At 58.2% G+C, this 18,624-nt stretch carries 15 protein-coding genes; 8 read left to right on the top strand and 7 right to left on the bottom strand.

Annotation, left to right across the window (positions count from 1 at the left end):
• Positions 1-130 precede the first annotated feature (130 nt).
• The 4 genes from DSM3645_RS21885 (at position 131) to DSM3645_RS21870 (ending at position 3,406) form a co-directional block, all read left to right on the top strand.
• Complete coding sequence (locus tag DSM3645_RS21885; RefSeq protein WP_002654765.1) at positions 131-598, top strand: hypothetical protein; 468 nt, start codon at positions 131-133, stop codon at positions 596-598.
• Between the two features lie 192 nt (positions 599-790).
• A complete protein-coding gene (locus tag DSM3645_RS21880; RefSeq protein WP_131282788.1) occupies positions 791-1,453 on the top strand; it encodes a hypothetical protein in 663 nt (220 codons plus the stop codon).
• On the top strand, positions 1,450-2,448 hold the full coding sequence (locus DSM3645_RS21875) for a hypothetical protein (RefSeq protein WP_002654763.1): 999 nt from the start codon (positions 1,450-1,452) through the stop codon (positions 2,446-2,448). Before DSM3645_RS21880 ends, DSM3645_RS21875 begins: the two co-directional genes overlap by 4 nt.
• A gap of 49 nt (positions 2,449-2,497) precedes the next feature.
• On the top strand, positions 2,498-3,406 hold the full coding sequence (locus tag DSM3645_RS21870) for a sugar phosphate isomerase/epimerase family protein (RefSeq protein ID WP_002654762.1): 909 nt from the start codon (positions 2,498-2,500) through the stop codon (positions 3,404-3,406).
• Positions 3,407-3,425: 19 nt separating this feature from the next.
• On the opposite strand, the gene polX is transcribed toward DSM3645_RS21870, so the two are convergent.
• The 6 genes from polX to DSM3645_RS28805 all read right to left on the bottom strand — a co-directional run bounded on the left by polX (position 3,426) and on the right by DSM3645_RS28805 (position 11,378).
• Complete coding sequence (gene polX, locus DSM3645_RS21865) at positions 3,426-5,156, bottom strand: DNA polymerase/3'-5' exonuclease PolX (RefSeq protein WP_002654761.1); 1,731 nt, start codon at positions 5,154-5,156, stop codon at positions 3,426-3,428.
• Between the two features lie 277 nt (positions 5,157-5,433).
• Complete coding sequence (locus DSM3645_RS21860) at positions 5,434-7,002, bottom strand: AAA family ATPase (RefSeq protein WP_002654760.1); 1,569 nt, start codon at positions 7,000-7,002, stop codon at positions 5,434-5,436.
• A 484-nt stretch (positions 7,003-7,486) separates the two neighbouring features.
• Positions 7,487-8,806, bottom strand: coding sequence for a hypothetical protein (locus tag DSM3645_RS30310; RefSeq protein WP_002654759.1), 1,320 nt, complete (start codon positions 8,804-8,806; stop codon positions 7,487-7,489).
• Between the two features lie 250 nt (positions 8,807-9,056).
• Complete coding sequence (locus DSM3645_RS21850) at positions 9,057-9,668, bottom strand: hypothetical protein (protein ID WP_002654758.1); 612 nt, start codon at positions 9,666-9,668, stop codon at positions 9,057-9,059.
• Positions 9,661-10,071, bottom strand: a complete 411-nt coding sequence (locus tag DSM3645_RS21845; protein ID WP_002654757.1) for a hypothetical protein — start codon at positions 10,069-10,071, stop codon at positions 9,661-9,663. Before DSM3645_RS21845 ends, DSM3645_RS21850 begins: the two co-directional genes overlap by 8 nt.
• Positions 10,068-11,378: a hypothetical protein gene (locus DSM3645_RS28805; RefSeq protein WP_002654756.1), complete on the bottom strand. Its 1,311-nt coding sequence runs from the start codon at positions 11,376-11,378 to the stop codon at positions 10,068-10,070. The genes DSM3645_RS21845 and DSM3645_RS28805 overlap by 4 nt, the downstream gene beginning before the upstream one ends.
• A 108-nt stretch (positions 11,379-11,486) precedes the next feature.
• Between DSM3645_RS28805 and DSM3645_RS21835 the strand changes: the two genes are divergently transcribed.
• Positions 11,487-12,746 carry an outer membrane protein assembly factor BamB family protein gene (locus DSM3645_RS21835; RefSeq protein WP_002654755.1) on the top strand — a complete coding sequence of 420 codons (1,260 nt, stop codon included), beginning with the start codon at positions 11,487-11,489 and terminating at the stop codon, positions 12,744-12,746.
• Between the two features lie 99 nt (positions 12,747-12,845).
• Here DSM3645_RS21835 and DSM3645_RS21830 read toward each other — a convergent pair whose 3' ends face one another.
• Entirely contained in the window at positions 12,846-13,127 is a 282-nt protein-coding gene (locus tag DSM3645_RS21830) for a DNA-directed RNA polymerase subunit alpha C-terminal domain-containing protein (RefSeq protein WP_002654754.1), read from the bottom strand.
• 223 nt (positions 13,128-13,350) lie between these two features.
• On the opposite strand from DSM3645_RS21830, the gene DSM3645_RS21825 reads away from it, so the two are divergent.
• The 3 genes from DSM3645_RS21825 (at position 13,351) to DSM3645_RS21815 (ending at position 18,607) form a co-directional block, all read left to right on the top strand.
• A complete protein-coding gene (locus DSM3645_RS21825; RefSeq protein ID WP_002654753.1) occupies positions 13,351-15,630 on the top strand; it encodes an ATP-dependent helicase in 2,280 nt (759 codons plus the stop codon).
• Between the two features lie 250 nt (positions 15,631-15,880).
• Positions 15,881-17,338: an oxidoreductase gene (locus DSM3645_RS21820; RefSeq protein WP_002654752.1), complete on the top strand. Its 1,458-nt coding sequence runs from the start codon at positions 15,881-15,883 to the stop codon at positions 17,336-17,338.
• A 264-nt stretch (positions 17,339-17,602) separates the two neighbouring features.
• Positions 17,603-18,607 (top strand): DUF1559 domain-containing protein, encoded by a 1,005-nt coding sequence (locus DSM3645_RS21815; protein WP_002654751.1) that lies wholly within the window; start codon positions 17,603-17,605, stop codon positions 18,605-18,607.
• Positions 18,608-18,624: the final 17 nt, after the last annotated feature.

Below are 18,624 nucleotides of genomic sequence, written 5' to 3'. Positions count from 1 at the left end.
AGCAGTCGGGTTGAGGCCGCGGTCGTTATCCATGTCCTCGCAGAGGACACGACGTACGGCTCTTGAGTTGTTGTGTGAAGGTTCCCCCCTAGCACTTCAAATACAGTAGAGTTTCTTGGAGGATTCTGACATGAATCGCATTTTTGGACTTGGCATCGCGATCTTCTTCGCGATCGTCGGAATTTCCTTGGTCGGTGGTGAGCGTGAGGCGACCGCCGCCTGGGGTTGCAATGGTTGCAGTGAAGCTCCGGCTTGCTGTGGCGTGAAGAGCTGCTGTGGCCTGTTTGGTCACAAGTGCCGTGAGAAGTGTCACGGTTTGTTTGCGAAACGCGATCGCTGCTGCGGTCTGTTCGGTCACAAGTGCAAGTGCAGCTGCTCGGCTGAGCCGACCTGTTGCGCTCCGGAACCGACCTGCTGTGCGCCGGAACCGGCTTGTGCCCCGGAACCGACCTGCTGCGCTCCGGAACCGTCCTGTGCCGCTCCGGAAGAAGCCCCGGCTCCTCCCGAAGTTAGCCCGAGCGACGAAGCTCCGGCTCCCCCGGCCGAAGCCAGCATTCGTATGCCGGTTCGCGTCCACACCGTCAGCTTCCGTCGCTAGTCGACATGGGGAAATGCAACAGTTCGGTTGCCCTGTGACGATCGGCGCCGCATAACCCTACGATGCAGACAAAGATCGGGCTCCCAACCTTGGGAGTCCGATTTTTTTATGCGCTTACCTAATTTAACACGGCCCTGAATTGATTAGACTAAAGGGCACTGCAAATTTGCCTGCCTACCCAAATTGAAGCAAATGCCTCTACCCCAACCGACAACACCTGATCCTCAGCCCCTGTCGAGCAACGCGCGATCGCTTCTCTCGCTTGCGCTGATTGCCTATCTCTTTGGACTATGGGTCTTGCTGAGTTGCCCGCTTGGTAACGAATACATGTCGGGACTCCATAAACGCCTAGGGGGACTTTACCAGGCGGTCATGGGCGAATCGCTGGCGATCAGCGTGACGGGATCTCCCTATTACATTCATAGCGGTGAACCTTTCAGCGACGATCATCTGCTGGTGATCGAGCTGACCGAAGGAGAACGCGCCGGCGAAACGGTGACCATTAACGATCAGTTCGCCGCCGGGTCGCAAGCCCAACAACGGTTGCGTCTGCTGGCCATTTACATCGCGTTACAAGTTCGCATCGGCGAAGACGCTCCGCCGGCTCAGTTCGCCAAATCGCTCGCTGCTCATACGTTTCAGGAAACCGGCGCGACGCGCGGCGTCTTTCGCCTTCGCAGGCACATGTTTCAACCGATGGAACTCGCAGCCGGAGCAGCCGAAGATCCCGACGCCGCCAGCTATTTCGAGACGGTCTACGAGGCCGACGTTTGGCTCGATCGCGATGGTCAGGTGCAAGTTCTGAAACGTTCGTCGCTGGAACATGTCGCGCCTGCTGTGGAGAGCCAATCGTGATCGTCGCCATCCAAGAATACTTCGCCGACCTGTCTCGCTGCGTCACCGAATCGTGGACTCAATTTTGGTTCCGTGCGGCGGAGGCCAAAACGTTAAGCATGCTGCGTATCGGCATCGCCTGCATCGCACTGTTGTATGTGCTCGGCTATACGACCGATTTGACCTTCTGGTTCGCCGCCGACGGCGTGTTGCCGGTATCTCGCGTCTACGAGATTAGCGGGATCAACGATCCCGAAAGCGGCGCTTCCTACTGGTCGCTCCTCTACTATTTCCAAGATCCGACCGATCTGTGGATCTTGCACGCGGTCACCATCCTGACGCTGTTGGCGTTTGCCGGCGGGCTCTTTTCTCGCTTCACGGCGGTCGCATCGTTCATCCTCGTGTTGTCGTACGCCCAGCGATCGCCGATCGTATTGACCGGATTGATCGAACCGATTCTCTGTCCGCTGATGCTGTACTTATGTCTGGGGCCGTGCGGCGCTCATTACTCGATCGATAGCGTCTGGCGAAAGCGCCTGGGCAAACCGACGATCGGCAAGACGTACGCCGCAAATATCGCGATTCGCCTCATGCAGGTTCATCTGTCGATGTTTTTCGTGATGATGGCCCTCAGCAAGTTGGGGGCGAGCTACATCTGGTGGAACGGCGCCGCGATGTGGAACGTGCTGGCGCGACCCGACTCGCCGCTGATCGATTTCAAATTTCTCCGCAGCAGCCCGTTGGTGGTCTATGCCTGGACGCACGCGATCGTGTTGTTTGAGCTGGCCTATCCCGTGGCGATTTGGGTCCGTCCGCTCCGCCCTCTGATGATCGCCGTATCCATCCCGATTTGGATTTTGTACGCTTTAGCGAGCGGCAATTGGCTACTCGCGCTGCTGATGCTGGTCATGAACTTGGCGTTTTTCACTCCGCTGGCCGTCCGTCCCCCAGGGGATGCGACCACTGGCGACGAAAACGCTGCGTCGAGCAGCAAAAAAATTCCCGCCCACGCCTAACGTCGCTTCGACGTCTCGCCCATCCATTTGCAGGTAGGAGAACCGCCCCGTGAACGACTTCCCCATCAATCGTCGTCAATGGATCGCCGCTTCGGGGGCAATCGCCGCCGCGGCATGGAGTGCACCGCAACTCGCGACCGCCGCCGAGCCGATCACCCAGCGGACTGCGCCGATGTTCAAGTTGAGTCTGGCCGCCTATAGCTATCGAAAACTGCTGCAAGGAGACAAGCCCCAGTTGACGATGGCCGACTTTATTGACGACTGCGCCAAGATGCAACTCGACGGAACCGAGTTGACGTCGTACTACTTTCCGCCGAACGTTTCGCCGGCACAACTTCGCGAACTGAAACGTCAGGCGTTTCTCCTCGGTATGAGCATCAGCGGCACCGCCGTCGGCAACGACTTTGGACATCCCGACGGCGAGCAGCGCGACAAACAAATTGCGGACGTCAAAATGTGGATCGACAACGCCGCGATTCTCTCGGCGCCGGTGATTCGCATCTTCGCGGGCCATGCGAAGAAAGGGATTGCGCCCGACGAGTCGCATCGGTTGATGGTCGCCGGGATGCAGGAAGTCTGCGACTATGCGGCCAAGCAGGGGGTCTTTCTCGCGCTCGAAAATCATGGTGGTCCCACGGCGACGGCCGCCGGGCTGTTGAAACTGGTGAAAGCGGTCGATAGCCCCTGGTTTGGCGTCAATCTGGATACCGGCAATTTTCATGGTGAAGACATCTATGGCGATCTCGCCAAAGTCGCGCCTTACGCGTTGAACGTGCAAGTGAAAGTGGTCGTCTCGGGGCCGGACGGCAAAAAGGTTCCGACCGACTTTGCCCGCATCGCCAAAATCTTACGGGACGCCAACTATCGCGGCTTTGTCGTTTTGGAATACGAAGAAGCCGGCGATCCACGCGAAGAGTGCCCAAAGTTTGTCGAGACGCTCCGCAAAGCGCTCGCCTAACTTTCGTCGAGTAAAAACCCTAACGGCCGAGCATCTTCTGCATCTCGGCCCAACTGCGGGTGTTCGCGACGTCCGCTTTGGTCAGCCCGCCGCGACGCGCTTGCAAAATGCCATAGCGGGCTTGGGCCAGACCTTCGGTCCGATGCGCGTCGGTATTGATCACGATCGGAATGCCGCGCTGCTTCGCGGCGGCGCAGTAGACGTCGTTCAAATCAAGACGCTTGGGCGCCGCGTTCAATTCTAAAAACTTGCGGTTGGCGATCGCCGCTTGATAGACTTCTTCCAAATCGACCTCGTACGGCGGACGGTTGTTGATTAGGCGTCCCGTCGGGTGGGCGATCATGCAAACGTGCGGGTTTTCCAGGGCGCCGACAATCCGATCGGTGATCTGCCGTTTCGATTGATTTTGACCGTAGTGAACGCTGCCGATCACCCAGTCGGCCTGGGCCAACACTTCGTCGGGCAGGTCCATTCCTCCTTGCTCGAGGATATCGCACTCGATTCCCTTCAGCACGAGAAAGTCATCGTCGATCGATTTCCGAAATTCGTCGATCAGCTTCCATTGTTCCAGCAACCGTTCGCTGTTGAGACCGTTGGCCATCGTAACGCGTTGCGAGTGGTCGGTAATCGCAATAAATTTCAGCCCCTTTTCGCGCGCGGCGGCGACCATTTCGGCCAGCGTGTTGGCGCCGTCGCTGGCCTGCGTGTGCATGTGCAGGTCTCCTTGCAGGTCACTTTCGACGATGAGATCCGGCAGCTTGCCCGACTCGGCCCAGCGGAACTCTTCCCGATTTTCGCGAATCTCCGGCGGAAAGCAGGGCAGGTCGAGCGCGGCGTACACGTCGGCTTCTTCGGCGCCGACCAGATACGTTTCTTCCCCGTCGTCAGCGACACGAAACACGCCCCATTCGCTCACCTTCAGCCCCTTTTGCTTGGCGATACTGCGAACATGGACGTTGTGCTCTTTGGAGCCGGTAAAGTATTGCAGCGCCGCGCCAAACGATTCGGCAGGGACAACGCGCAGATCGACTTGCAAGCCGGTTTCTAAGCGGACCGACATTTTTGTTTCGCCGCGGGCAATCGTCTCTTCGACCAGCGGAAACTGAGCGAACCGGTCCATCACCTCTTGCGCATTGGTCGAAACGGTGAGAATATCGATATCCCCGATCGTTTCTTTGCCGCGGCGATAACTGCCGGCAGGCTCAATGCGTTCGATGCTGGCGCATGACTGGAGATGCGACAACAAGTCATGCACGACCAGATCGGCCTTCGACCAATAGGTCCGCTCATCGGCCGCCGCGGCGATCTTGATCCCTTTCAGGATCGTCTCTTCGGTTTTGGCGCCAAAGCCTTTCAACTCTTTGACGCGATGCTCCTGACAGGCGGCCTTGAGTTGTTCGAGATCGTTGATCCCCAGTTCTTTGTGAAGGACCGCCGCTTTCTTCGGCCCCAGACCTGGAATCCGCAAGATCGCCAACACGGTGGCGGGGACCTTTTTCAACAGATCGTCCAACTGGGGCAGCTTGCCGGTTTCGACCATCACGAGGATCTTTTTCGCCAGATCGTCGCCGATGCCGTCCAAGTCGGTAAGATCGCGGCCTTGCTCGACCATGGTCGCCAAGGGGTCGCCCAGATCATGGATCGTCCGAGCCGCATTGCGATAGGCGCGCACCCGAAACGAGTTGGCCCCGTCGAATTCCAAAAGGTCGGCGAGCGTCTCAAAACGATTGGCGATTTGTTCGTTAGTCATCTTATAGTTCCTGCGGCGCGGCGTCGAAGCAAATCAGCCTAGCCGACGCGGCCCGCGATGATCAACACCCCGGCCAGGACCGGACCCCTTCGTATTTTTTTGCAGGACTCAATCGCTCAATCCAACGATAAGCCGTAGCGTGGGTGAAGCAAGCGATTTCCAGCCCCCCATTTCAAAAACCATCGCCGCTTGCGCAACCCACGGGTTCCGCCAGTTCGGTAAGTAGTAAGTAGGGTCCGCTGTGCGGACCATCAGCCCTGCAAAAACGCTCACACGCTTACGCACTTCTCTTGTCTGCACAGCGGACCCTACGCCCGATATCGACGTCGGGAGCGGACCGGACCGCTTCGTTTTTTTCTGGCGGGCTCGAGCGGTCGATCCACCGATAGATCGGCGCGCGTTTCGGTTTTTGCTCGGAGGACTCCATCGGTTTAATTTTTCCCAACGCAAGCAAGCGATCCCACGCGGCCGCGAAGCGACTTCCGTTGATGCCGCATTGTTCGCGGATCCGCGATTTGGTGGCTTGCGTCGCTTCGACGTGGGTCAGCGTCGCGTGAATTTTGGTTTGCAATCGTTGGTCGTGGGCGGCCGCGGCGTTGGCCGCCGCTTCGACTTCGATCGACTCGACATCGCGCAGCGTGATTTGCCAACTTCTCCCTTGCGGATCTTCTAATTTTCCCTCGTCGATATCGACGCCCCATTCGCCTCCTTGGCCGGCGCAGCCGCCGTAGGTGAGACGTAACCGATGCTGACCGCTGCCGGGCGAATACGTTTCGCGGCGCTGCAGCAACATCCACTGCCGCGCGAAATCGAGACTCGCTGCGACATCGGTCGCCAAGGTCGCGCCGCGGGGGATCGCTTTGTGGGACTGACAACATAAGATCGGCGTCGCGCCGGCCGCTTTGCAGCAGCCGACCAGGTTGCACAGCTGCTTGGCCTGCGCCTGCTTGCCGGCTGAAGTCAGCCGCACCGCATCGATCACAACCACTTCGAGTTCATTACCACGGATCCAGTCGCGCAGCTGATCCAAGTGCGCCGGATCGGCCGCGTCGGCGACCAACAGCGACCAAATCAGATTCGGCAACTTGCTCGAATCGACGCCGCCCGCTTCGCTCCACCGCCCGGCGAGACCGGACAGCGCTTGCCGCTCGTCATGACGGCTGACATAGCCGACGCGAAACGGACGATCAGCGGTGAACTGCCCCAAGAATTGGCCGCCGCTCGCCAGCGCCGCGCACAGATCGACGGCGATCGAGGACTTCATGCTTTTGCTCGGCCCGACGATCACCGCCGGTTCGTTTTGCACGAATATCCCCGGCGCCAACCACTGCAGCGGTTCTTGCTGGGCGATCAATTCGGCGGTGGTCAACGTTTGAAACGGACTGGCGCCGCCGGCCGTATCGAGCCGGACGAGTTCGCTATTGGGCAGCGTCAACTCGGCCGCCTGATGCGCCTGAAAACGCTTTTCGAGCGTCGCCGTATAGTCGTCAAAATTTTTAATCTGGCCGCGGCAATGCAAGACCTCGCTCAGCATTTCGAGCGCACTTTCTTCGGGATATCCTGCGACATCGAGCCGCGCGAGGAGCTCCGGCAGATCGTTGCAGCGGATCCGGCGCGATTGCATTTGCAGCATCGCGCGGAAGATGTCAAAGTGCGTCTGATGTTGAAAATGTTCAGGCCGCAGCGGGCAAGTCGAAAAGAGATCAGACCGCATCAACACCACGGCGAGCCACCGCGCTTCGGCGATTTCGCCGCGCGTTAGATTACGCGTCTGAAGGTCGACGCTTCGCGTCGTGGGATCAGCGCACAAACGGGCGATCAGCCGACGAAGTTGGTTGAGTGTCATCACAAATTGCCTCCCCACGAAAAGTCGAAATAACACCATCGTTGTAGGATCCGCTGTCCGGACCACCGGGCGCCGTTCGCCGATTTGCAGGCAATCGCGCAGGCCATTGGCCCGCACGGCGGACCCTACAGTTTGGGTAGTCGACCCCAGTTTTGTGCGCTTCGTCAAGAGACAATTTTTGCGCGACGTAGCGCGGGTAGAGCAAGATGTAGGGTGGGTGGAGCAAGCGATTTCCGGCCACCAATTTCGAACCACATCACCGCTTGCGCAACCCACCGATGATCGGTTCTCAAGCAGGTTCTGGTGGGTTACGCAAACCGGTCGTGTTGGTTGGCGATGGTGAAATCGATCGCGGTTTTGCTGCACCCACCCTACGATTTTTGTAGTTGACGCTGGGTGCGTGCGCTTTGTCAATGGACAATTTTTGGCACAAAAAAAGCCTGACTCTCGTCAGGCTTTCGATGGCTTTTGCTTACCGGAATCACTAGCGGCCGATTTGATGCCAGCTGCTCTTTTTGGCGGGGATCGAAACGGTTGGCGTTTCGTAGCTCACTTCGCGAACGGTCGGCGTCGTGACTTCGTCCCATGCGATCGGCACGATTTTGGCCGTCGGCAAAAACGCTGATTTGTCGTGCGGGTTCAGCAGCGCCGGGGCCTGATCTTGCGGCGTCGTGTGGGTCGGGTAGTAGTCAGGATCGGGAATCGGCTTGATCAACGGATTGAGTTGCGGTCGAGCAGCGCCGCTGGGAACTGTCGAGGGCGCCTGAGTGGTTTGCGACGACGACGGAGCGTACGGCGTAAACGGCGTTCCGAGGGATTGCGTGTTGCTGGGGGGCGGCGTGCTGGGCGAAGTCGTGCCCGGCGTTGTCATCGGCGCTGCGCCAGATCCGATCGACGGCGTCGTGCTCGGTTGCGGGGAAGGGTTGATGATTGTTGCGCCCGGCGTCGGGCGGAGGACCGAGTTGTTTTCTGGCGTGACACGCAGCGTGCTGCGGTTGTTGTAGTTGGGCGGGGTGACTTCGTTGGGATTGAGGGCCGGCGGTTGGTCGGCTGGCGAAGACCCTTGGTAGGGTTGACCTTGGTACGGTTGGCTTTGCTGGGGAGCTCCGCCCTGATAGGGAGCGACGTTGTATTGCGAGTTGGGCATCGGCTGAGCGGCGCCTTGCGGATAGGTCGAAGGCGGATTGACCATCGAGCTGGCCCCGCCCCCTTGGGCCGGAACCCACTGTCCTTGGCCGCCGGGATACGACTGCATCGGCTGTCCTTGCGCTGCGTACGGCGAGGGCGCCGCGCCATTGCAGTTGTTGCAGGAACCCACGACAGCCGGGGCTCCTTGCATTGCGGGAGCAGCCTGCATGTAGCCAACCGTCGCACAACTGTTGACCTGCGTCTGGACGTTTTGAATTACCGGTTTGTAAGTCGTGTACGGAACACGTTCGGTCTCCCAGCGGTAAGTCGTGCAACCGTTGTAGGCCAAGGTCGGCACGTTGCTGCCGGGCAGGTAGACCGTGGTCGGTTGGTAAACGGTGACCGGAACCGGCTTGTAGGTCGTTTGGTATTGCGTCTCGGGGATGTAGCGAACCGAGGTCTGGTTTTGATAGACCGGCGCACAGGACATCGGAGCGGCCGGTTGAACGTAGTTCACCTGGTACGGCTGTGGAGGCCCGGCCGGCATGTAGCCAGCGACGACCGGTTGCGGCGTTTCCTTTTTGCCACAGAGCCAATTCGTGAGCCAACAGTCGGCCTGAGCGGCGCTGCTGAACGTCGTTAGCAAAATCAGGGCCAGTAGGGGACGACGCGACATGGGAATGCCTTTTCTCTCTCACTCAAATCTGGTCGCGAATCCGTCGCGTTTGCTTGGGGCAGTTCCCTGCCGCTCCGATCATCCGAAAAGATGATCCAAGGAAAGGTAGATCAGAAACATAAGCTAGAACAGCAATTACAGCCGAAATAGAGAAGAATCTCGCGGTTGTCAGCGCGGTCGCGCGGCAGAGAGAATCGGCGCCGTCTGGCGACCTTCTGGCGCGTGAAGAAACTTTAGCGATCGTGGAAAATCAGCGGGTAATTTCTGCGTCTGAATCGCTCGCTGATCGCGATTTTCGGCGCGACTCATACAAGTGATACAACTGAAACAGGGTCTCGCGCAGATCGGCCTGGTTGCTTTCGCACATCATTCGCGCGTCGGCGGCGGTGACCAATTTGTCTGTTTTTCGCTGTAAGATCTCGGCAAGTTGTTCGGCCAATTCCGGCGAGGGCGCCGTGGTGAAGACGACCGGCAAACCGAGAGGCGCGTGACAGGTCGCCAGCAACCGGCTGTTGGCCGCGGCGCATCGCCACAGCAACCAGCGCCGCGCCGGCCAGGAGAGTTGCTCGAGACCGTCGACCACCAAGATTTCTTCTTTCCGCGGCAACCGGAGTTCGCCGGAGTTGGAAGCGCCCGCGTGGAGCGTCACGCGAACTTCGGTCAGACCTTGGTCACGCCAGAGCGGGGATAGCGTCTCGAGCATCGTCGACTTGCCGGACCCATGGGGGCCGATGATGGTTCCGCGCCAGTGCGACTCGCGCAGACGCTCGATAATCAGGCTGGCCGAGTCGGGGGCTGAAAATTGAAACGGAATCGCTCCGGGACGAACCTGCCGACTGGCGAATGGGTTCGTACTAACCACGAGCGCCTCCCGATCCTTCGCCGCCTGTTTGGGTTAGTTCAAACTCTAACTCTTCGACCAAATCGCGGCCGCGACCGACAAAGACGCGGACGCGAACGACCCAATGGATTTTGACGATTTTGCCGGCATACGACAACGGACTGCGCGGCAGGCGAGTTTTTAACGATTGCGAACGGGTCAGATCGCCGTCGGCTTCGTCGCCGGGGATGAGTCGCACAAATTCGTGCGCCGACATATCTTCTTCGCCGGTTCCTTCGGTATGCCATAAGACCGACGCTTCGATCGCTTGGATGTTGACCGCCGGGAGGTTGCTGATTTCAAACCGCGCAAGCAGCTCGTCATCGGCCGCGTATTGGCGCGTCGGCCGATCGAGCGAGATCGAAATGTGCGGCTGGTCGGTCATGCGTTCGATTTTACCGCCGGATAGACGACGATCGGAAAGCTGCGGCGTTGGCTGCCGGCGCCTTTGGCCTCGAGATCGACGATCAATTTCCAGTGCACGGCGTTATGGCTCGACTTGAATGAGTGCATCGCGGACAGCGGAATCTGAAAGTGCAACAGCTCTTCAAACGGCGTTCCGGGGCGAACCACCAGGCCGCGGAAGTTGGCGACTTCGGCGTCAAAGACTTGCGCCACTTCGGTGCGGACGTCGGTGCCGTGCAGGAAAGTCGCTTCTTCTTCGCAGATGAGCGTGACCCGCAGCTTTTTCAGATGCATTCGGCCGGCTTGCGACAGATGCAGTTTGTAGTCGCGACCCGGCAGCAGCGGATGATTGGAAATCTCGATGTAGGTGGGACCGACGCGCGTATGCAGCGAGATCTGTCGCAAAAAATGATAGCCGGACCAAATGCCAACCGCGACCGCGGCTAGAGTCAGCGCCATCAGCAGCCAGTTGGGCTCGCCCCGTTCCAGGTCGGCGATCGCCGCGAGAGCAAACACGGCCGTCATGCCGGACCAGACCAAGCTGAACAGCAGCGTCGCAAACAACCACCACGCCGGCGAGACCTCAATCGGCAGGCGATACGCTAAGCGAACGCCGGGGCTGTTGGTCAAGTTTTCGGCGCTCGGAATGTTGGGATAGGCGGACGGGGGTAATAGGTCGCCGATCAATTCGATCTTCTGGGCGCTTTTCGCCAGCGCGGATCGTCGTTCGGCCGAAGCGCCAAATAGCAGCAACGTGTAGAACATGCCGATCGTGCCGATCGTCGCGAACGACGCGAAGACCAGCAAGATGATCCAGAGGGTAAAGTTGGTCGATCGCCGCAAGATGACCGTCGATGGATCATACGACGCGTACCAACAGGGATAGACCCAGCCGGGTCGGAACCCATCGACAATTTTTTGCGCCGCATCGCGGTCGGCGTACCAAGTGGGATTGCGGCGATAGGTCCAGCCCACGTAGTCCCGCTGGCCAGAACGAACGTGGACCAGAATCATGGGCTGATAGCGCGTGTCGCCGCCGTCGAGCGTTTTCTCGCTTAGATCGGTCTCCATCACGACGCATTTTCCGGCCGAATAAGTCGCTTCGGGAAACAAATAGGTCGCGACGACCGATTCGAACGCGATCGACGCGACGACTGCTACCAGGCCGATCGACCCCAGAAACAGCAGCGCGGCAAAAAACATCGCCTCTCCCACGCTTCCGAAGATCGGCGAGCCTGTGCGACGTTTTCCTCGTTTTTTCTCCCAAAGTCGGGGCCAACGGGCCATGCGCGAGTCGATCCTCGAAGAATAGCAGCAATGCGAATGCTGGGTGGAGTCGTTCCGGTACGCTAAAATATAGTCCGACTGACACTTCCGCCACAGGACGCCGCGCCGATGATCTTGCTACGAAACGCGTTATTTTTCGTCACGATCCCCCTAATCGCCGCTTCTAGCCAAGCTGGAGAATGGCCGCAAATCCTTGGTCCGACGCGCAGCGGCGTCGCCGCAGACGAAAAACTGGCCGACAAATGGCCGGCCGCCGGTCCGCCGCTGGTTTGGAAAAAATCGGTCGGCGCGGGATACGCCGGTCCCGTGATCGCACGGGGTCAGGTCATTCTGTTTCATCGGATCGCCGACCTAGAAGTGGTCGAAGCGCTCGATCTGCAGACCGGCGAGAAAAAGTGGAGCACCAGTTTCGACGCGACCTATCAAGGCTCGATCGTACGTGACAGCGGGCCCCGTTGTACGCCGCTGATTGTAGACGACGTGATTATCTTGTTGGGCGCCGCCGGCGATTTGTACTGCGTCGACTTTGCGACCGGCAAGCGCCGCTGGAATGTGGAGTTGGCTGCGACGTACGGCGCGCAAGAGGGGTATTTTGGTTTTGGCAGTACGCCGATCGTGATCGATGGAAATGTCCTGATCAACGTCGGCGGTCGCAACGGCGCTGGGATTGTCGCGTTCGATTTAAAGTCGGGACGCGAAAAGTGGAAAGCGACCGACTTTGGCGCCAGTTACGCAGCGCCGACCGCAGCGAAGATCGGCGACAAGACGTGGGCGATCTTTGTGACGCGGTTAGATGTTTGCTCGATTGATCCAGAAACAGGACGCGTTGGTTTTCAGTTTCCGTTCGGCATGCGTGGTCCGACCGTCAACGGCGCGACGCCGATCGTGTGGGATGAGCAACTATTTGTCACGTCCAGTTATGGCGTCGGCGCGAAGCTGGCCAAACTGGGGCAGCACAATGCGCCGAATGTGTGGGCCAACGATAGTTCGCTCTCGAGCCAGTACAACACGCCGATCGAGATCGATGGCGCGATTTATGGGATCAACGGGCGCGAAGATGTCGGCACGGCGTCGCTCACTTGCATTGACGCGCAGAGCGGCAAGGTTCATTGGTCGCAGGAAAACTTTGGTACGGCGCATCTGCTGTTGGCCGATGGCAAGTTGATCGCGGTCGCCAACGACGGCAACGTTTATTTGCTCCAGCCGAACGTGAAGCAGTACGAATCGCTCAGCAGTTTTTCGGGTTTCACCGATGTGCCGCGAGCGATTCCGGCTCTGTCGGCAGGTTTGTTGGTTGCGCGGGATACGTCGGACGCGGGTCGCGGGATGTTGAAATGTTTTCGCGTCGGTCCGGTCGCCCAGAAATAGGGACCAAGAAACAAAAAAGCCCGCAGTCGAGAACGGTCGACCGCGGGCATTGAACGTCTTCCCTGAATGGAAGTATTGCTCCTCACGCGTGCTGGGCGACTACACAGCCAGCGGCTGTGCGACCGCTTGACGGGCCTTCCGGAAAAATCCGATGCTTTCCAGCGACGAGTAGACTTCGTCCAGCGTTTTCTCACCGAAGTTTGAAATGCTGAGGAGGTCTGCACGCGTGCAGTTGAGGAGGTCTCGAACGGTGAAAATTCCACGTTCTTCGAGACAATTCGTTGTGCGAACCGTGAGGCCGATTTCCGCGGTGCTCATTTCGAGCTTGGACATCAAGCTTTCCGATTCTTGAGCAGCAGCATTCAGAGGAATTCGCGTCATGGGTTCCCTCCCAGGCAATAGAGTGGAAAATGGTTGCGGTTCGTCCCTGGAACCGCTAGTGGGTCGTTTGAAAAGCGGCGACTGCGGCGACTCGCTCCTCGAACTTGAGTTAATATACCTGTCGCGCCAATTTTGGACAGGACTTTACAAAATATTTACGGGAACCACACGCGTCATGCTAGCACTTCTCGCTTTCCTCGCACCCTTAAGCAGTAAGTAACGGATGACCGCAGACCTACTTCAATCTTTGACCGATCCGCAGCGCGAAGCGGTGCTGCATGTCGATGGACCGCTGCTGGTGTTGGCAGGTCCCGGTAGCGGAAAGACGCGAGTAATTACGCATCGAATCGCCCATCTGTTGTCGCAAGGAGTGCGCCCTACGCAGATCGCCGCACTCACGTTCACCAACAAAGCGGCCGACGAAATGCGCTCGCGTTTGGATCGTCTCGCGCCGGGTGAAAATGTTTGGATCGGAACTTTCCATCGCTTCTGTGCACGCTTGCTGCGGCAATACGCAGAATATCGTGGGCTGCAGCCGAACTACACGATCTACGACACGAGCGACTCGCTTTCGTTGTTGAAGCGGACCATTCGCGAGACCGACGTGCAACTGACGCACGCAACTCCAGAGCAAGTTGCCTCGGCGATCAGTTGGGCCAAGAACCATCTTATCGAAGCCGATCGATATGTGGGCGGCGTCAATGCGACCGGATCGATTGTCGAGCGCGTCTATCCGAAGTATCAGGCCGCATTGCAACAAGCGAACGCCGTCGACTTTGACGACTTGTTGATGCATGTCACGTTGCTGCTGAAAGAAAACGAAGAGCTCCGCGCTTCGCTGGACGAACGCTTTCGCTACATATTGGTCGACGAGTACCAAGACACCAACTTGCCGCAGTACGCAATCGTGCGGGCCATGTCGATCCAATATCCGAATCTCGGCGTCACCGGCGATCCTGACCAATCGATTTATGGTTGGCGCGGCGCGAACCTGAAGAACATCTTGGAGTTTGAAAGCGACTTTCCGGCCGTGAAAGTGGTCCGGCTCGAACAAAACTATCGCAGTACGCCTAACATTTTGTCGGTCGCCGACGCGTTGATCGCCAACAACAAGCAACGGAAAAAGAAGTCGCTTTTTACGGATAATCCCGCCGGCAAAGCGGTGCGGATGATTCAGTACTCCACCCACAAAGAAGAAGCCCAGGCGATCGCCGCGCGGATTTCGGCCCAAGTCGCGCAAGGAAAGCGTCGCCCGCGGGACTACGCGATCTTTTATCGCATCAACGCGCTGTCGCGCACCTTTGAAGATGCGATGCGACAGCAGGGAGTGCCGTACATGATCGTCAGCGGCGTCGAGTTTTATCATCGCAAAGAAATCAAGGATCTGCTCGCCTACGCGTTGTTAATGAACAATCCGCGCGACGACGTCGCGTTTGAACGGATCGTCAACGTGCCGAAGCGAGCTATCGGCAAAGCGACTTTGCTGAAGGTTCGCTTGCACGCGGCGACCGAGGGACTCTCGATGCTTGAAGCGGCGCGCGAAGCCGGCATGATTGACGGGCTCGGCAACCGCGCGGCGGTGGCGCTCGCCAAATTTGTCGCGCTCTTCGATCGACTATCGACCAAGATCAACGATCCGGTCGAAGAGATCCTGGGGTTTGTCCTTTCTGAGTCGGAGTTCAAACGGCAGTACGAAGCGACAGACGACGTCGAAGATCAAACCCGCTTGGAGAACATCGAAGAATTGCTCTCTTCGGCGCGCGAGTACGATACCGAACATCCGCACGATGGGACGCTGGAGCATTACCTGGAAGAAAAAACGTTGGTCAACGAGACCGACGATTTCGACGCCGAGATGGATCGCGTGACGCTGATGACGTTGCACGCGGCGAAAGGACTGGAGTTTCCGGTGGTGCATATTGTCGCCCTCGAACAAGGCTTGCTGCCGCACGAGCGCTCACGCGAGAATCCGGAACAATTAGAAGAAGAGCGGCGTTTGCTGTTTGTCGGCATCACGCGGGCCGAAGAAGAGCTCGACCTCAGTATGGCCCGCTATCGTGATTTCCGGGGAAAACGGAACATGACGATTCCGAGCCCGTTTTTGATGGAATTGCCGCGCGACGAGATGGAGGTAACGGAAGAACAAACGGCCTTCGCCCCTGATTTTCCGTTGGATGAGAGCTTTTTCCCCGAATTTCCCATATCGGGCCAAAGGTCACTCGATCTGCCAAGACCCGCGCTGCCGTCGGCGGTTACAAATATACGAACGGCCGCCGATCTGTTGGGCGAGCGGGAAGGTGACGCGCAGCCGCGTGTCGAACCAAACGCGTTCGTGCAGGGGATGGTCGTCACTCACGACGAGTATGGACTGGGCAAGATCATCGCGCTAAGCGGTGAAGGCGCCAAACGAACGGCGACGGTTCGCTTCGCCAGCGGCGCCGGCGAAAAGAAGTTTCGTCTCGCCTATAGTCCGCTTCGTCCCGCCAATTCCAGCCGATCGTAGGGGGATGTCGCCTTGGCCCGCGGCGCGAGCCAAGGGAATGCGGTTGGCGAAACCAAAAGAGTCAAACGCCGCGGTGCAGACCGTCCTACGATGGTTGCATTTTCGACATAGCCCTACGCTTTCCCTTGGCTCGCCCCGCGGGCTAGGTTGCGTTACCAGACAAGCGCCCTGTAGTTACGGATCGTCCAATCCTAATTTCAAGTTGAATCCCTGCATGGAATCGCAGCGGCGCCATCCACTGAGGAAACCTGTGAAATACGAAAAGATCGCCCAACTGAAAACGGTTGAGCAGTTTCGCCTACGCCTGCAAACTTTGGGAATTGCGTTACCCTGCGATGACGAGATTTTAACCGCCGCGGCTGGATCTCCTTTGGCCGATACCCTGGCCTGGGGACCGCTGAAGGCCGGCAATCGCTGGACGATACATCCGATGGAAGGTTGGGACGCGAATCACGACGGCACGCCGACCGAACTGACGATCCGCCGTTGGCGTAACTTTGGACTCTCTGGCGCCAAAATGATCTGGGGCGGCGAAGCGGCGGCGGTTCAGCCGGATGGTCGCGCGAATCCTCGTCAGACGATGGCGATCGACAGCAACATCGCCGGGCTCGCACAGCTGCGCGAAGCGGCGGCGGCCGCGCATCAAGAATCGTTTGGATCGGCCGACGACCTGATCATTGGTCTGCAACTGACCCACTCGGGCCGGTTTTGCCGACCACTGCCTGACCATCAATTGCGACCCCGGATCGCCTATCATCATCCGCTGCTCGACGCCAAGTTCCACATCGCCGCCGGCGATGACACGGTTGTCTGGAGCGACGAAGAGCTGGAGGGTTTGATCGACAGCTATGTCAATGCAGCGCGGTTGGCGCGAGAAGTCGGCTATCAGTTTGTGGATGTCAAAGCATGCCACGGCTACTTGTTGCATGAGTTTCTGGGCGCTCGCTTGCGAACAGGCAAGTTTGGCGGAGACTTCGCCGGACGGACCCGTTTGCTCAAGACAATTATCCAGCGGATCAAAAGCGAACTGCCGGGCTTGGAAGTCGGTGTTCGCTTGAGCGCGTTTGATTTTGTCCCGTATCAGCAGGGAGACGCGGTTGGAGAGCCGATGGACTTTACCGACTGTTTGCCGTATCGATGCGGATTCGGCTCGAATCCGAACAATCCGCTGGAGATCGATTTGGCGGAGCCGATCCAATTGATTCGCGAGTTGGGCGAGCTCGGCGTGATCGGCGTCAACATCACCTGCGGCAGTCCTTACTACAACCCCCACATTCAACGCCCGGCGATCTTTCCGCCCAGCGACGGATATCAACCGCCCGAAGATCCGCTGATCGGCGTGGCCCGCATGATTGACGTTGCGCGGCGGTGCAAAGCGGCGGCGCCTGACGTCACGATGGTCGCGACCGGATTCACGTATTTGCAAGACTATCTGCCGCATGTGGCCCAAGCGATCGTGCGAGCAGGTTGGATCGACAGCGTCGGTCTCGGCCGGATGGTTCTTTCTTTTCCCGAACTGCCGGCGGCGACGCTGCAAGAGGGAGAGATGAAGCGGAAAAAAGTTTGTCGCACGTTCAGCGATTGTACGACCGCGCCGCGTAACGGCATCGTCTCGGGCTGCTATCCGCTCGATCCGTTTTACAAAGAAATGGACGAAGCGAAGCAGCTGCGCGACTTGAAAAAGTCGCAAGTTCCGACCGGCGCCTAGCGATTGGATGTCGCCCATTCGCAGGCACGTTGCTCGAAAAGAAGGCGAGTGCTTCTGTAACGGGTCTCATTCTTGTTGGTGAGGATTGGGCACGTAATTCTCGGACGCAGGCGGATTCTCGTCCAATCACGATAAAAAGGGGCGTTCTTCTTCCGTTGCGCACAGAAGTAACCACTTGTAAGACGTAGCTGGCATGAAATTTGTAGTTTTTGCCGTTACCCTGCGATTGCTACTTCTTATAACCCGATTCGGAGAATTGCTCTCATGCTCAAAAAATCTGGTTTTACCCTGGTCGAACTGTTGGTGGTGATCGCCATTATCGGCGTGTTGATCGCTTTGCTGTTGCCGGCCGTGCAACAAGCCCGTGAAGCGGCGCGACGGATGAGCTGCTCGAACAATTTGAAGCAGTTGTCGTTGGCGATTCACAACTATCACGACGTGCATCAAGTCTTTCCGATCGGCGTTGTCGCCATGGATACGATCTCGGGCGCCGGTGCTTCTTGGAATACGCGATTGCTGCCATTTCTTGAGCAAAGCGCCGCCTACGATCAGATCACTTTTATTCGAACCAATTGGTCAGGCCAATCCTCATGGCCGAATCGAAATTGGGAAGTCGTCGGTCAAATGCGCGTCGATGGATTGAATTGTCCTTCTAGCCCTTTGCCGAAAACGCGCACGCAGACGACGAACTCCAGCACCGTAGCGCTGGGTGCGCCGGCGACGCTGGAATATCAAGTCTCGGACTACGCTGGGAACGCCGGTTCGTATAACAGCGGCGCAGATATTACGGCAATCGCGATGCCGAATAAAAGCTCCGGTTATGGTACCGCTACATGGAACGGCACGCTGGTTTCGCTCGATATGACAAATTCAAAAGCGATCGGTTTCCGGGACGTGACCGACGGTACGACCAATACGGTGATGATCGCCGAGCAGTCGGATTTCGCCAAGGGAACGGTTTGTCCCACTGCTGACTGCGATTGGCGCTCTGGCAATCATGACGGAGGAGCCTGGTCGAGTGGAGCTGGCGGCGACGATAATTGGTGGCTTAACGTGATTGTCAATCGATATCCGATCAATTGGGACGGGAGCGGCGTCGGCCATAACGCTCCTTATCGTCGGCATACCGTGATTCGTTCGGCTCACCCAGGCGGAGCTCAACTGGCGTTGACAGACGGATCGGTTCGATTTTTTGCAGAAACGATGGGAATCGGGGTCTTGACTCAATACTTCGATCGTGCCGATGGCGCCGTCATTAGCGACAACTAATCTGTGAACAAAGAGAG

It is taken from the genome of Blastopirellula marina DSM 3645, from assembly GCF_000153105.1.
Taxonomy (GTDB): domain Bacteria; phylum Planctomycetota; class Planctomycetia; order Pirellulales; family Pirellulaceae; genus Blastopirellula; species Blastopirellula marina.
The sequence above is the reverse complement of the archived record's forward strand: the minus strand, read 5'-3'. Positions and strand labels throughout refer to the sequence as shown.